The sequence below is a fragment of the Serratia bockelmannii genome (genome assembly GCF_051803255.1).
GTDB classification, from domain to species: domain Bacteria; phylum Pseudomonadota; class Gammaproteobacteria; order Enterobacterales; family Enterobacteriaceae; genus Serratia; species Serratia bockelmannii.
Genome location: NZ_CP196512.1, coordinates 1,884,446 through 1,898,667, shown reverse-complemented (window position 1 = coordinate 1,898,667; position 14,222 = coordinate 1,884,446). Strand labels below are relative to the sequence as shown.

17 protein-coding genes and 1 tRNA gene are annotated in these 14,222 nt (G+C 55.1%); 6 read left to right on the top strand and 12 right to left on the bottom strand.

The genetic code is table 11. The annotated features are described in order from the left end of the window. Positions 1–15: 15 nt before the first annotated feature. Together ACSJLU_RS09075 and ACSJLU_RS09070 are read left to right on the top strand one after the other, a co-directional pair. Positions 16–801: a sulfite exporter TauE/SafE family protein gene (locus ACSJLU_RS09075; RefSeq protein WP_025302363.1), complete on the top strand. Its 786-nt coding sequence runs from the start codon at positions 16–18 to the stop codon at positions 799–801. 36 nt (positions 802–837) lie between these two features. Continuing rightward, the gene (locus ACSJLU_RS09070; RefSeq protein ID WP_071826108.1) at positions 838–1,590 is read left to right on the top strand and encodes an SDR family NAD(P)-dependent oxidoreductase; all 753 of its coding nucleotides are present in this window, start codon (positions 838–840) and stop codon (positions 1,588–1,590) included. A gap of 402 nt (positions 1,591–1,992) precedes the next feature. Here ACSJLU_RS09070 and ACSJLU_RS09065 read toward each other — a convergent pair whose 3' ends face one another. From ACSJLU_RS09065 to uvrY, 6 genes are all read right to left on the bottom strand, one after another. Then, positions 1,993–2,193 (bottom strand): phage integrase central domain-containing protein, encoded by a 201-nt coding sequence (locus tag ACSJLU_RS09065; RefSeq protein WP_380825636.1) that lies wholly within the window; start codon positions 2,191–2,193, stop codon positions 1,993–1,995. Between the two features lie 15 nt (positions 2,194–2,208). Next, complete coding sequence (locus ACSJLU_RS09060; RefSeq protein WP_072008268.1) at positions 2,209–2,568, bottom strand: Arm DNA-binding domain-containing protein; 360 nt, start codon at positions 2,566–2,568, stop codon at positions 2,209–2,211. A 237-nt stretch (positions 2,569–2,805) separates the two neighbouring features. After that, a tRNA-Gly gene (locus ACSJLU_RS09055) sits at positions 2,806–2,881 on the bottom strand. A 144-nt stretch (positions 2,882–3,025) separates the two neighbouring features. After that, a complete protein-coding gene (gene pgsA / locus ACSJLU_RS09050) occupies positions 3,026–3,574 on the bottom strand; it encodes a CDP-diacylglycerol--glycerol-3-phosphate 3-phosphatidyltransferase (protein WP_004927937.1) in 549 nt (182 codons plus the stop codon). A 58-nt stretch (positions 3,575–3,632) separates the two neighbouring features. Continuing rightward, positions 3,633–5,465 (bottom strand): excinuclease ABC subunit UvrC, encoded by a 1,833-nt coding sequence (gene uvrC, locus ACSJLU_RS09045; protein WP_025302361.1) that lies wholly within the window; start codon positions 5,463–5,465, stop codon positions 3,633–3,635. Continuing rightward, entirely contained in the window at positions 5,458–6,114 is a 657-nt protein-coding gene (gene uvrY / locus ACSJLU_RS09040; RefSeq protein ID WP_004927947.1) for a UvrY/SirA/GacA family response regulator transcription factor, read from the bottom strand. The genes uvrC and uvrY overlap by 8 nt, the downstream gene beginning before the upstream one ends. 702 nt (positions 6,115–6,816) lie before the next feature. Between uvrY and ACSJLU_RS09035 the strand changes: the two genes are divergently transcribed. Next, positions 6,817–7,041 carry a DUF2594 family protein gene (locus ACSJLU_RS09035; protein WP_004927950.1) on the top strand — a complete coding sequence of 75 codons (225 nt, stop codon included), beginning with the start codon at positions 6,817–6,819 and terminating at the stop codon, positions 7,039–7,041. A 121-nt stretch (positions 7,042–7,162) separates the two neighbouring features. Then, on the top strand, positions 7,163–7,504 hold the full coding sequence (locus ACSJLU_RS09030; protein WP_025302360.1) for a GlpM family protein: 342 nt from the start codon (positions 7,163–7,165) through the stop codon (positions 7,502–7,504). Between the two features lie 17 nt (positions 7,505–7,521). Here the strand turns inward: ACSJLU_RS09030 and ACSJLU_RS09025 are convergent, their stop codons facing one another. Both ACSJLU_RS09025 and ACSJLU_RS09020 read right to left on the bottom strand, forming a co-directional pair. Continuing rightward, positions 7,522–7,953 (bottom strand): hypothetical protein, encoded by a 432-nt coding sequence (locus ACSJLU_RS09025; RefSeq protein ID WP_025302359.1) that lies wholly within the window; start codon positions 7,951–7,953, stop codon positions 7,522–7,524. A gap of 170 nt (positions 7,954–8,123) precedes the next feature. Beyond that, positions 8,124–8,438 (bottom strand): hypothetical protein, encoded by a 315-nt coding sequence (locus ACSJLU_RS09020; RefSeq protein ID WP_033633390.1) that lies wholly within the window; start codon positions 8,436–8,438, stop codon positions 8,124–8,126. Positions 8,439–8,980: 542 nt separating this feature from the next. Between ACSJLU_RS09020 and ACSJLU_RS09015 the strand changes: the two genes are divergently transcribed. Then, positions 8,981–9,340: a hypothetical protein gene (locus tag ACSJLU_RS09015; RefSeq protein ID WP_025302358.1), complete on the top strand. Its 360-nt coding sequence runs from the start codon at positions 8,981–8,983 to the stop codon at positions 9,338–9,340. Between the two features lie 40 nt (positions 9,341–9,380). Here ACSJLU_RS09015 and ACSJLU_RS09010 read toward each other — a convergent pair whose 3' ends face one another. Genes ACSJLU_RS09010 through ACSJLU_RS08995 form a run of 4 tightly spaced genes read right to left on the bottom strand, consistent with a single transcriptional unit; the run spans position 9,381 to position 12,970 of the window. Beyond that, entirely contained in the window at positions 9,381–10,649 is a 1,269-nt protein-coding gene (locus tag ACSJLU_RS09010; RefSeq protein ID WP_342096598.1) for an FAD/NAD(P)-binding oxidoreductase, read from the bottom strand. Further along, positions 10,642–10,902 carry a (2Fe-2S)-binding protein gene (locus ACSJLU_RS09005; RefSeq protein WP_025302356.1) on the bottom strand — a complete coding sequence of 87 codons (261 nt, stop codon included), beginning with the start codon at positions 10,900–10,902 and terminating at the stop codon, positions 10,642–10,644. The genes ACSJLU_RS09010 and ACSJLU_RS09005 overlap by 8 nt, the downstream gene beginning before the upstream one ends. Next, positions 10,899–12,023: an NAD(P)/FAD-dependent oxidoreductase gene (locus ACSJLU_RS09000; RefSeq protein WP_342096599.1), complete on the bottom strand. Its 1,125-nt coding sequence runs from the start codon at positions 12,021–12,023 to the stop codon at positions 10,899–10,901. Before ACSJLU_RS09000 ends, ACSJLU_RS09005 begins: the two co-directional genes overlap by 4 nt. Continuing rightward, the gene (locus ACSJLU_RS08995) at positions 12,023–12,970 is read right to left on the bottom strand and encodes a 4-hydroxyproline epimerase (RefSeq protein WP_025302354.1); all 948 of its coding nucleotides are present in this window, start codon (positions 12,968–12,970) and stop codon (positions 12,023–12,025) included. Before ACSJLU_RS08995 ends, ACSJLU_RS09000 begins: the two co-directional genes overlap by 1 nt. Before the next feature lie 389 nt (positions 12,971–13,359). Here ACSJLU_RS08995 and ACSJLU_RS08990 point away from each other — a divergent pair, with 389 nt between their 5' ends. Then, the gene (locus ACSJLU_RS08990) at positions 13,360–14,214 is read left to right on the top strand and encodes an AraC family transcriptional regulator (protein WP_025302353.1); all 855 of its coding nucleotides are present in this window, start codon (positions 13,360–13,362) and stop codon (positions 14,212–14,214) included. The last annotated feature ends 8 nt before the right edge of the window (positions 14,215–14,222 follow it).

Below are 14,222 nucleotides of genomic sequence, written 5' to 3'. Positions count from 1 at the left end.
TATAGAGGTATTACCATGGAACTACTAGGAGCCTATTGGGCTGAGCATTGGATATTTGCGATTATTTTGCTGGGTACTATTGCGTTTATAGCTGGCTTTGTCGACAGCATCGCAGGTGGTGGAGGCTTGTTCTTGGTGCCGGGCTTTTTGCTCGTTGGCCTGCCCCCGCAAGTCGCACTGGGCCAGGAAAAATTAGTCAGTACCTTGGGAACTCTTGCGGCGATAAGGAATTTTCTGGTCAATAGCAAGATGGTCTGGAAGGTGGCTCTTGTAGGCGTCCCATTTTCGCTATTGGGCGCGTATCTGGGGGCGAACCTGATTGTTTCAATTCCACAGGAAACTGTCGGTAAGATCATTCTTGCTTTGATCCCCTTTGGTATTCTGATTTTTCTTACACCAAAAGATCGGCCAGTACAGGAACATGTCTTGTCTCATGGAATGCTGTTTACTGTGGTGCCACTGACATGCTTGGTTATTGGCTTCTATGATGGTTTCTTCGGGCCAGGCACAGGAAGCATGTTTATTATTGCCTTTCACTACCTGCTCAAAATGGACCTGGTTTCCAGTTCCGCAAACTCCAAGACATTCAACTTTGCCTCAAACATCGGGGCGCTGGTGGCATTTGTTATTGCCGGCAAGGTGATTTATTTGCTTGCTTTGCCGTTGGTGGCCTGCAACATCCTTGGCAACCATCTGGGCAGTGCCTTGGCAATTCGTAAGGGCAATGACGTCGTGCGTAAAGCTCTGGTATTTTCGATGCTCTGCTTGTTCGCCAGTCTTGGCGTGAAGTATCTGGCCTGAGTTTCCAACGATATTTCTAACAAAGGTAGGAATAGTATGCGAACTGCATTAGTCACCGGGGCTTCAGCCGGCTTTGGTAAAGCAATCTGTCATCGGCTGATTGCCGAAGGCTATCGGGTCATAGGCGCTGCACGCCGCATGGAGAAGCTCTTGCTCCTGCGGCAGGAGCTTGGCGAACAGTTCATCCCGCTGCCGCTGGATGTCACTGATCCGCTGTCCCTCGACAAGGCGTTCGAGCAGGTGAGTGAGGCCCCGTTCTCCATTGATATACTGGTGAATAATGCGGGGCTGGCGTTGGGCATTGAGCGTGCACAGCAGAGCAATGTACAAAATTGGGAGCGCATGATCGCCACTAACATCACCGGTCTTGCCCTCGTCACTCATCGAGTTCTGCCAGGGATGGTTGAGGCTAACAGCGGACTGATCATCAACATTGGATCGATCGCCGGGACCTACCCATATCCGGGAGGTAATGTATATGGAGCCAGCAAGGCTTTCGTCAAACAATTCAGTTTGAATCTGCGCGCCGATTTGGCTGGTACCCATGTGAGAGTTACCAATATCGAGCCCGGCCTGTGTTCTGGGACTGAATTCTCGGTGGTACGACTCAATGGCAATATGGAAGCGGTCGAAGCTCTGTACAAAGATGTAAAAGCTATTGCTCCTGAGGACATCGCCAACACTGTATTCTGGATCATCCAGCAGCCGGAGCATCTGAATATCAACACGATAGAAATAATGCCGGTGGCCCAGAGCAGTGCGGCTCTCAATGTCGTACGCAACCTGTAGTGGGGTACTCGGATCAGTTGTGATCGGCATGGGATAGGAGTGGCACTCGAATCCCAGGTCGCGCTCTACTGCCAGGCTGACTACCGCATTGCCCAGCGTGAACAGCGCCATCGCCATCAACAACAGACGCTTATCCGATGATTGTTTGCCGTCCCTGTTCATATCCAGCTGCAGTTGCTTGACGATCTCCGGAGGGATAATCCAGAAACCTTGATCCAAGTGGAACTGATCAGGCGTCGCCAAGCGAAGTTCGCCCGTGCGCACACCAGTCAACATCAACAACCGTAGCACCAGCTGAGTTTGCAACTGTCCCCTGTAGGCACGGAGCTTCTGCAACAATTCAGGCAGTCCGCCCATATGCAGGAAGGGGGTTGTGTCGAACGGGGGATTTGGGCGCGGCCACTACATCAAGGTCAGACGCCGGATTCTGCTCCAAGTCCGGAACCTTAACCAGGGCATAGCGGTACATCGGGTGACAGCCGTTGTGAAAGCCCCACGGCGTTCAATGCTCTCGAGGATATCCAACAAGTCCGTACGCTTGATCTCATAGACAGATTGGGGGCCGAGGGTCGGGAGAATATCTCTGAGGAAGATTCGCTGGATCTGCTCCTGTGTGCTTTAACGGCCCGCCTTCAGACTCTTCTTGCGAAACTCGAACCATTGCTCGAACACCTTCTGGAAGGTGTGATTCTCAGCGAGAAAGGCGTGTCTGCGGTCCTGGTTTCTTTGCTTGCAGGGGTTGATGCCGCGGGCAACCAATTCACAAGCGATGTCGCGACGAGTGCGGGCTTCTTTGAGGGAGATTCCAGGGTAGGTACCCAGAGACAACCATTTCTGCTTGCTGTTCCAGGAATACCGAAAGTGCCAACTTTTTTTGCCTTCGGGTGATACGGCCAACGCGAGGCCATCAGAGTCGCCGAGTGTGCATGCCTTGGCAACGGCTTTTGCCTGCCGAATGGTGGTATCGGAAAGTGCCATGTCCAACTCCTCTGTGCCTGGTTCAGGAACAGATGGTCGGCATATCGCCCAGTGCCATACAGCAACAATGCGCACAAGATCGCGTCCGTATTGATGGACTAAAAAATGGACTAAAAAGTGTTGGCTGGCGCTGGATTCCAGGGAAAACCTCTGGAATAAAAAAAAGGGGCTTTCGCCCCTTTTTTCAATGACTTACAAACCTCAATGGAATTCCAAAGAACTCTGCAGATCAAAATTTGGAGCGGGAAACGAGGCTCGAACTCGCGACCTCAACCTTGGCAAGGTTGCGCTCTACCAACTGAGCTATTCCCGCATTACCAGAACTGACTGATTTCTTTGCTATCTTTCGGCAATTCATCGTTGTCGTCTGATGCGATGCATTCTACTTACCTGACGTGATGAGTCAATAAAATTGTTGGCGCATCACGATCGTTTGCCGATTTTTGCAGCGTATCGATCACGGTTCCAGCAGATCGTTGCGTGCCGCGTTCAAATATTGGAACATCGACCAGAAAGTCAGCACCGCCGCGATATACAGCAAACCAATCGCCACATACTCTACGGAGCGATCCGGCCGCCACAGCAGGCCCACCAGCGACATCATCTGCGCCATGGTTTTCACTTTGCCAATCCAGGACACCGCCACGCTGCTGCGTTTGCCAATTTCCGCCATCCACTCACGCAGCGACGAAATGATGATTTCACGGGCGATCATGGTGGCCGCCGGCAGCGTGATCCACCAGCTGTGGTAGTGCTCCGCCACCAGCACCAGCGCCACCGCCACCATCACTTTGTCAGCGACCGGATCCAAAAACGCCCCGAAGCGCGTTGTTTGTTTCCAGCGGCGTGCCAGAAAGCCGTCAAACCAGTCGGTGACGGCGGCAAACACAAAGATAACGGCGCAAACCATCGGAGCCCAGTTGAACGGCAGATAAAACGCCAGCACAAAGAATGGGATCAGAACTACGCGAAACAGGGTAAGCCAAGTCGGTATATTCAATTGCATAATGCTACGGTAACTATCTGGCTAGAGTGGAAATTAAGAGTATGTTGCTACATTGCCCTCAGTGTTTCAATGCATTGTAGATCTTTTCTGCCAATGCTTGTGAAATACCCGGCACTTTTGCAATTTCCTCCACGCTGGCGTTCAACAAAGGTTGCAGTCCGCCCATATACTTCAACAGCACCTGGCGCCGTTTCGGCCCTACGCCTTCAATCAGCTCCAATGCGCTGGTATTTCTGACTTTCGCCCTTCTCTGCCGGTGACCGGTAATCGCATGATTGTGCGAATCGTCACGGATGTGTTGGATCACATGCAGCGCCGGCGAATCCGGCGGCAGAGAAATTCCCTCGCCTTCCGGGACGAAGAACAACGTTTCTAACCCGGCCTTGCGGTCGGCGCCTTTGGCAATGCCGATCAGCAATGGCTTATTCTTGTCCCAGGTGACGTTCAGCGATTTGAATACCTCGATCGCCATGCCGAGTTGCCCTTTACCGCCGTCGATGAAGATGACATCCGGGATCTTTTTCTCTTCCAGCGCCTTGCCGTAACGGCGCTTCAGCACCTGCGTCATCGCCGCGTAGTCATCGCCAGGCGTGATGCCGCTGATATTATAGCGCCGATACTCCGCTCGCACGGGGCCGTTACCGTCGAACACCACGCACGAAGCCACGGTCTGCTCGCCCATGGTATGGCTGATATCGAAGCACTCCATGCGGTTGATTTCCGTCAGGTTCAGCACCTTGGCCAATTCCGCCAGCCGCTGATGAATAGTCGACTGCTGCGACAGCTTGGTCGTCAACGCCGTTGCCGCGTTGGTGCGCGCCAGCTTCAGATAACGGGCGCGATCGCCGCGCGGTTTGCTTTGAATTTGGATCTTGCGCCCCGCCAACTCGGAGAGCGATTCCGCAAGCAGGTCTTTTTCCGGCAGGCTGAAATCCAGTAAGATCTCGCCGGGCAGCGTGCGCGCCTGGCTGCCTTGCAGATAGAACTGGCCAACAAAGGTCTGCACCACCTCGCTCATCTCCGTACCACCCGGCACTTTAGGGAAATAGCTGCGGCTGCCCAGCACCTTGCCCTGTCGGATGAACAGCACGTGCAGGCACGCCATACCGGCATCGAACGCCACGCCAATCACGTCCAGATCGTCGCTGTCGCCCGACACGAACTGCCGCTCCGTGACGCGGCGTACGGCCTGAATTTGATCGCGAATGCGCGCCGCCTCTTCGAAATTAAGCAGTTTGCTGGCTTCTTCCATGCGCGCAATCAGCTGGTGCAATACCTGTTGATCTTTGCCTGAAAGGAACAGCCGCACGTAGTCCACCTGCTGCCGATATTCTTCTTCACTCACCAGGCCGGCGACGCAAGGCCCCAGACAGCGGCCGATCTGATACTGCAGACACGGACGTGAACGGTTGCGATACACGCTGTTTTCGCACTGGCGGATCGGGAACAGCTTCTGCAGCAGCGCCAGCGTTTCGCGTACGGCGTAAGAGTTGGGAAAAGGCCCGAAATATTCGCCCTTGGCGTGTTTGGCGCCGCGATGCACCGCCAAACGGGGATGGGTATCCGCGCTGAGAAAAATCAGCGGATAAGATTTATCGTCTCGCAAAAGAACATTATATCGCGGTTGGTACAATTTAATGTAGTTATGTTCCAACAACAGCGCTTCCGTTTCGGTATGGGTAACCGTTACGTCTATTTGCGCGATATTTTTAACCAGCGTCTCGGTCTTACGGCTGCTGACCTGCTGCCGAAAGTAGCTGGCGAGACGCTTTTTCAGGTCTTTGGCTTTACCGACGTAGATCACCGTCCCCGTGGCGTCGTACATACGATAGACGCCGGGTTGGCTGGTGACGGTACTCAGGAAGGCTTTGGCATCAAAACGATCATTCACTGCTTAACAACGTCTCCGCATTGAACAATCCATGTCGGATGGCCAGGTGAGTCAATTCGACGTCGCCGCTGATATTCAGTTTGCTGAACATGCGGTAACGGTAGCTGTTCACCGTTTTTGGGCTGAGACTCAGTTGCTCCGAGATCTCATTCACTTTTTTGCCTTTGGTGATCATCAACATGATCTGTAACTCGCGTTCAGACAGGCAGCTGAACGGCGTTTCAGCCTGCGGCTCCAGCTGACTCAAGGCCATCTGCTGAGCGATGTCAGACGCGATATAGCGCTGCCCCGCATGCACGGAACGCAAGGCGTTAATCACTTCTTGCGGCGCGGCGCCCTTGCTCAGGTAACCGGCGGCCCCCGCCTGCATCACCTTCGCGGGCAAAGGATTTTCAGTATGGATGGTCAACATGATGACTTTGACGTCGGGCGCATAACGCACAATCTTGCGCGTGGCTTCCAGCCCGCCAATGCCCGGCATATTCATGTCCATCAGCACGATATCGACAGCGTTGCCACGGCACCATTTTACGGCGTCTTCACCGCACTGGGCCTCACCGACAACTTTTATACCTTTGATATCTTCAAGAATGCGTCGTATCCCTGCGCGCACCAGTTCGTGGTCATCAACAAGAAGAACGCTAATCAAGGAAAAATCTCCAAAAAAAGGGAGTAACGCAATCGGCCTCTGTTTTCGCCAGAGATATTACTTGTTTTTCAGACAAGAATGAACACAGATTAATACATACTTTCGAATAACTTTGCGGAGCAGAGCTGATTTTTCAATTTTAGCCGTCTATGCCGCCGATAAATCGTCACGTCGGAAAACATCAGGCGACGAAAATAATTCCGCGGCGCTGTACCCGACACAGGATAGCGCGACAATCATGCTGCGAGTGAGAAATCTGTGTAAGCAATCACGACATGAATAATATTAACACGGCCATTGGCTATTTGTAATCATTTGATATTTAAAGGCGTAGCAAAATCCGCTGCCAACGCGGGTCTGGCAACCCACGGTCGAAACTATTATTCCCGGCAAACGCCGCTAAAATCGGTGTACTACGCTCCAAATAATTATAATAACCCCATCGTTCAACAATAACGTGCCGGACAAATACTTGTTAACCACCTCGAAATAACTTGCCGATAGAGGATGATTCGGACAAGCAATGAGCGAACGTTGCCCACCCGCGTGACCGGAGCAAGCCCGGTGCAGATGATGGACGCATGCTATGCTATACTCCGCGCCCAGTTAAATTCGCCACCGCGCGCGACAACTGTTTAGCCCACGCGCGGTGCGCCAAAGCAGCTTGTATCAGGCTACGGCCTCAAAAAATCAGGAGAGAAAATGAGCAACGTTGATTTCACTACGTCTGCAAACCCGGAAATCTTGGCGACCGAGGTTGCCTGCCTCAAAGCTACGCTGACGCTGATCCTGAAGTCGATCGGCCAGGCCGACGCCGGGAAAGTCATCATCAACATGGAACGTTTCATTGCCCAGATTGAAGATCCGACTCAGGCGGAAATCTTCAAGAACAGCATTCAGCAAATCAAGCACGCTTACCGCCAGTAAGCGTTGCCTCTCAGACCCGCGTTTCATGCGGGTCTGTTTTTCCCCACGCTACGCAACACGCCATTGATCTTGCACAGACTTTCGGGCAGTGTGTTGACTTTCCCCCACACCCGAGACCGTTATGGGCATCCTTGTCAAAGCGCTGATCGGCGCGCTGGTCGTGGTTCTGATTGGCCTGTTGGCCAAAACGCGCAACTATTATATCGCCGGTTTAGTCCCGCTCTTCCCCACTTTTGCTTTGATTGCGCATTATGTTGTCGGCAGCGAACGTTCAATAGCGGCGCTAAAAACGACGCTGATTTTCGGCATGTGGGCGGTGTTGCCCTACCTGGTGTATTTGATTTCGCTGTATTTCCTGATTAACAGTCTGCGGCTGTCGTTAGCGCTGGGCGCGGCGGTACTGTGCTGGATTGCAGCGGCGTGGCTACTCATTACGCTGTGGGGATGGTGGCAAGGGCGTTAACGCCCTTGCCGGAAATGTTACGGCCGCCCTGCCTGCAAAACGAAGCCTCTCTGCCGATCGCCCGCGATACGCAGATAGCGGCTTTCACCGGCGCGCAGCGTCATCGGTACACTGCCGCCGGTCTCACGCCAAATACACAGATTATTCTCGATCATATCTTGCCCGATACTGACCGTAATATTGCCTGGCGGCACGCGAAATTCTGCTTTCTCTTTCGACCCCAGCGAAGCGGCGAACTCCCCATTCACATAGACGCCGGTGCGACAGCTCCCCGCTAGCATTCCGCTGTCGCGCACCACCACTACCGTAGCGTAAGGCGTATCCGGGATATTCTGATAGAGCATCAGACGGCTTGGGGGCGGCAATTCAGCCTGTTGCGGCGGTACGACTTGAGTCGCACATCCCGTCAACAGTGCAGAGGCAAATAACAACGCGGCGTAATGCTTCATCCTTGGCTCCTGAAGAAAATAATGCTTATCGTAACAAGAGAATAGCTGTCTCCAGTAGCATTCATACTGCAGAGACGAAAAAATCGGATAACTTCCCACTCACCCACAAACCGGCAGGAATAAGAAGATTCTGCATTAAAACTATTGAAATAAAGGCGATTCTTGCAGATTTAAAACTTGATCATGCCACGTTGGATATCTGCCGCAAAAGCACCACTGACGTAACTGAAACCATCCTGCGTGACGTAAACTCGGGTATGACCGGTCTCTGATAACACCGCCACCATATATCCCAGGCTGATCATTTCATGTGATGGAACGTTCATTGGGGTTAGAAATCCGCGTCCGCGGCACCACTGATAAAAGCGAGTTCGCCCATATCCCAACACGGCCCCCACATCGGAGAGGTGCTTGAAAGTATCATAATCCTCTGATGGTGAAGGTAAACCGTCATGACTTTCAGGCGTTTTCTTTATCCCAGACAAAATAAACTCCTTTTTTGACGCTGTCGCGTACGATTACCCTTCCTCTAAAATTAATTTAAAAAATCCAAATTTAAAATGCAAATGAATTCCCTGTAACTAAAAGCCTTCCCCAGAAAAAAACCGGAAATAAAACCCCAATAAAAAAACAGAAATAAAAAAATAGAGTATTAATACCGAGTATTAAATCCTTGGCATGGGTAAATATCCTAAATAAAAATAATAGTCAGGCAAGATAAGAATATACTTAGCATGCGTATTATTTCACTCATCAAAACGATGCAATTGCGCTCGGATCATTACGGCATAAAAAGAATGAATAAAACCAGCACCACATCGACCCACCTTCGTCGTGTGGTCGCAGATCCCTACAGACTTCCCCAATGTGCCACATCCTCTCTCAACGCGGCACTTCCTCAATCATACCTAAACAATAACCATTATCATTTCCAATTATTCCGCCAGTTTATTACACTTTCCTACCTCGCCAGTTAGGAACATTCCTAGTCGGAGAGCCTCAGGACAGAGAAAGAGTTAGGGACACCATGAAGAATTACCGTTGTTTGATTGTTTTGCCGCTTTTGATGATGACCGCCTGCACCCAATGGGAAAGGCCCGGCGCGGTCGAGAGTACCCGGGATGCCGAATATGCCGAATGCCGCAGCCGCGGCTACGATCGTTTTCCGCCGGACGTGGTGCGGGACGTGGAGTTCAGCTACGAAAACAAATACATCCCTTGCGAGAAAAATAAGAAAGATTGCCCATCGGGATACCGCTATGACAAAGAGCCGTCGATTAAGACGGTGCAGACCGACCGCAATCAGTCCGCCCGAAACGCCACCATCGAAGCCTGTATGTACAGCAAAGGTTGGCGAGAGAAAACCTACTATTGGCCGCAATGGTGATGTGGCGGCGTTTGCCTAGGGTGACATGCCGCTAATCCATTCAGCCGTCGTCATCACTTCGGTTCAGCCCCAGCGCAACCAGTGTTTCCGCCCTGACCGGCGTTAAAGGCACACTCGGCGGTGGCAAAGGCCAGCCCAAAAGCTGCCTCGCCGCCGCCGCGCAGACTTTACCCTGGCATGCCCCCATGCCACAGCGGCTACTTAGCTTAGCCGTGTTCCAATCCGGCTGATGGCGGACCTGTTCCAGCGCGACGTCTTCGCAGCGGCACAGCAGCGTCTGCGGTTTGGCCAGAGAATTCATGCGTTCATCGAGCGTAAAAGCGGCCGCTGTCGCCGTGGCGAAACGCCGCCACCGCTGCCGCTGCGCCATCATAAAATCGGCTTTTTCCTTCTGACCGGTGGCGGCATAACCGGCAATGGCGCCTTCGGTGAGCGCCAATTCACTGCCGCCGATGCCGGTACATTCCCCGGCGGCATAAATTTGCGCCTGGCTGGTTTGCTGACAATGATCCACCGCTACGGCACCGTGTTCTATCCGACACCCCAGCAGCATGGCCAACTCAATGTTCGCCACCAATCCAAAACCGCAGGCTAACCTGTCGCAGGCGATCGTTCTTTGCCGCCCACCGTTATTGACGTGCACCGAGGTTAAACGGTCTTGCCCCAACGCCGCCAGCACCCGGCTACCGGCACGATAACGATGCGGCATCAGAGAAAACGCCTGATGCAGCTTGGCTGGCCAGCGCCACAAGCCGCCCGCAAACGCCGCCAACCGCCAAAGCGGTGCCTGCTCAGCCACCAGCACCACCTCGCCGCCGGCCTGTTTTACGCTGTTCGCCACCGCCAACAGCAGTGGACCACTGCCTGCTATCACTACTCGCTCACCGCGGATTGTCAGCCCTTGCTTGATTTGCGCCTGTAGACCACCGGCGCCGGTCACCCCCGGCAGCGTCCAGCCGGGAAACGGCAACAGGAGTTCACGAGCGCCATTGCATAAAATCAACTTTTGATAGCGAATCACGCCGCAGCCTTCGGCATCTTCATATGCCAATCGGTTAGCGCCACACTGCGCCACCAGCTTGCAGCCGGACTGCAGCGCAATATTTTCCTTCGTCACCACCGCCTGCCGATAGCGGTTCGCCATTTCAGGCAATGCCACCTGCGGTCCATCGCGCCAGATTTGTCCGCCTGGATGTGGATTATCATCAATCATTCGTACCTGACCACCACTTTCCGCAGCGGCCAGCGCCGCCGCCATGCCGGCCGGCCCAGCGCCGACGATCAGCACCTCACAGTCGAAGTTACTCATCATCGCTCCTCTCGATGCGCATGCCGGCTTGGCACAGCGTCTGGCACGCCAGGCGACGCAGACCGTTAATGGTCACCCGGCACTCCTGACAAATGCCCATGCCGCAAAAGGGGGCCCGTGGTTGGTGTGAAATCGACAACCGGCAACGATCGTCACCGCACAGGCTGAGTGCCGCAGCAACGCTGAGGCCAACCGGCACCCGCCGGTGCTCTCCATCGATACTCAACGAGAGCGTATTTTGTCTTTCATTCATACAGGCAGCTCCTCGACGGCAAACGCGCGCGCCGCCAAATAGGGGGAATCATCAATCTCCGGCGTTTGCCGGCCGATCTGCGCAGTAATCAGCGCGGCACTACCAAGGGCGGTTGTGACACCCAATCCCTCGTGCCCCAGCGCCAACCACAGCCAGGAATGCCGCGGATGTGCGCCCAACAACGGCAGCCCGTCGGCAGAGGCGGCGCGCAGCCCGGTCCAGCAGCGAATGATGTTCATCTGCGCCAGTGCGGGCAAGAAATGCTGCGCACGCTTGAGCATCGCCGCCAACACTGGCATGTCCAACGCCGAATCGACGGCGTCAAACTGGCGGGAAGAGCCGATCAGCCATTGTCCGGTGGGCCGTGCCTGCACATTGAATGCCACCGACGTACCGTCGCTGGCATGCGCGCTGGCGCCATATCCCAACTCCACCAGTTGATGCCGCACCCGCGGCGGGTAGCGATCGGTGATCGCCAGATGGCCCTTCTTGGCGTGCAGCAAAGCCTGCGGCAATAGGTTATTGGCCCTGAGGCCACAGGCCAGGACTACCAGTGGCGCAGCCAGGCGCCTGCCATCCGCCAGCCTCACTGCCCCTTCCTCCAATGCTGTCGCTTCGCCATGTACCACGTCGATCGCTGCACTACCGTCGTCCAACAGCCAGCGAGCCACGAGCGGCGCATACACAATGCCGTCGGCCGGCACCCGCAGCCCACCGGCCAGGCCGTGCCGCAGCATCGGCTCCACGGCGGCGATCTGCTCCGCCGTCAGCAGTTCCGCAGTCACACCCTGCTCCGCCAGCCGCGCCCGCTTTTGTTCGGCAATGCCCATTTCATCCGTTTTATCCGCCAGCCATAGCGTTCCGCAGCCGCGCCAGGCACACGCTTGCGGCATCCGCCCCGTCACTTCACGCCATAACCGCAGCGAATAAGCGCTCAACGCCAGCTCAGCCGGATTATCGTCCATGCATACCAGATGCCCCATGCCGGCGGCGGTCGCACCGGCGCGACGATCGTCCACTACCGAGACACGATACCCTTCCCGCGCCAACCGCCAGGCACAGGCAGCGCCGATGATGCCGGCGCCGATCACGATGACATCGGCTTTCTGTCCGGTGCCCATCAGCGTATTCCCCAGACAAAGGGATCGCGTTCGTCGAGCAGCAGTTGGCTATCGGCACACACATAGGCCTGCCCGCGAATAAAAGGAGTAATACGTTCGCCATTCCAGCGGTAATAGGCCTGGAATTCGCTACCGATCACGCTGACCTGCCGCCACTGCGTTTCCGGTGGCAGTTTGCCGTCCGCCGCCAGACACGCCAGTTTGGCGCTGGTACCGGTACCGCACGGAGAACGATCATAGGCTTTGCCGGGGCACAACACGAAGCTTCGGCTGTCGGCCTGCGGATCGTCACCGAACAGTTCGATATGATCTATCACTCCGCCGTCTTCACCGCAGATGCCCGCCTGTTCCAATGTCTGCCGCACCGCCCAGGTGAACGCGGTCAATGCCTCCAGATTTTGTCTATCGATAGGTAACGGCGACTCGCCGATCAGGAAGAACCAGTTACCGCCCCAGGCGATATCCCCCGTCACCGGCCCGTATCCCCCAACCTCAAGCCGCACCTGGCGACGGTAACGATAAGCCGCCACGTTCTCCACCGTGACGCTGCCGTCGTCATGCAGCGTGGCGTTTACCGTGCCGACCGGAGTCTCGATGAGATGGCACCCGGCGTGGATGCGCCCCAGGTGCGCCAGCGAAGCGATCAGCCCGATAGTGCCGTGCCCGCACATACCCAGATAGCCGTTGTTGTTAAAGAAGATCACCCCAGCGGTGGCCTGCGGCGAGCAGGGGCGACACAGCAGCGCCCCCACCAGCACGTCATTGCCGCGCGGTTCGAGCATCACCGCGCAGCGCCAATCGTCATAATGTTGCGCGAAACGCGCCCGCCGTTCCGCCATGCTGCCCTCGCCGAGATCGGGAAACCCTTCCACGATCAGACGTGTCGGCTCTCCGCCGGTATGAGAATCGATCGCCCGCAAAGCGGTGATATGCGCAGAAAGTGCCATCGGCGTCTCCTGAGTTAATGAGATGTTACCAATGGCATTAGCCTGAACGAATGTGAGCATGGCGGCTTGATGCGTTTCGGCGCGGCGAATGAAGAAATCAGCACAGTGATAAAAGTCAGGTCTGACGCGGCGCGGGTATACGCTTAACGAATGCCATAATAATGACTTATTTATCATACTGTTATTTCCATGCTAAACCTTTATGTAGCGAGAAACACCGCAGTTTTCAAGCAACTGCCAAACTCCGCCCGGCAAAAGTATGCGGCAATCCGCATATTTAGCAGCCGGCCGGAAATAGCGCTTGCTTCGTTACAGAAAAGTTAATATTGATGCGAAAGTGCCAACCTGGCCCGCCTGTTTTTCCGGCTAACGACCGAAAAGGGACTGTTATGCGATCCACTTCAGACTATCAGCCTCCGGTTTCTCTCTCGCCGCCTTCGCTTGTTGGGTTGCCGGAGCAGGAGGACGTTTTTGCCGTCGAACATCTGTCGCGTCTGTGCGACGGACTGGCGCAACAGCGCCCGAACAACCTGCGCGATCTGCTGAATACGCTGGCGCTGATCGCGCCGTTGCTGAACGCGATCCCGAACGTGGTGTTCTTTATCAAAGACGCCCAGGCTCGCTACCTGCTGGCCAACCTCACGCTGGCCAAGCGCTGCGGTTTCAAAACCGTCACGCCGCTGCTGGGCAAGACCTCCGCCGACGTTTTTCCCGCTCAGCTCGGATCCGGCTACACCGAGCAGGATCTGCGGGTATTGCGCCACGGCGTGCTGATCCAGGATCAACTGGAGATGCACCTGTACAATGGCCGAGAAACCGGCTGGTGCCTGACGCAAAAGCTGGCGCTGTATGACGCGCAGGGAAGAATCATCGGTATGGCGGGTATTTCTCACGACCTGCAGGAGGCCAGGGCCAATCACCCGGCCTACCAACGGCTGGCGGCGATCGATGTGCATATCCGCCGCCACTACGCGCGACCGATCGCGCTTGAAGAGCTGACGGCGCTGACCGGGTTGTCGGTGGCGCAGATTGAACGCTACTGCAAACGTATCTTCCACCTCACCCCGCGCCAGATGATCCATAAAGTGCGGCTGGAAAAGGCCACGGAACTGCTGGCCGGCGATCTGCCAATCACCGACATCGCGCTACAGTGCGGCTATACCGATCACAGCGCCTTCAGCCGTCAGTTCAAAGCGATGACCGGCTCCACGCCGCGCGATTTCCGCCTGACGCTTTCCGCTTAACGCGCTGA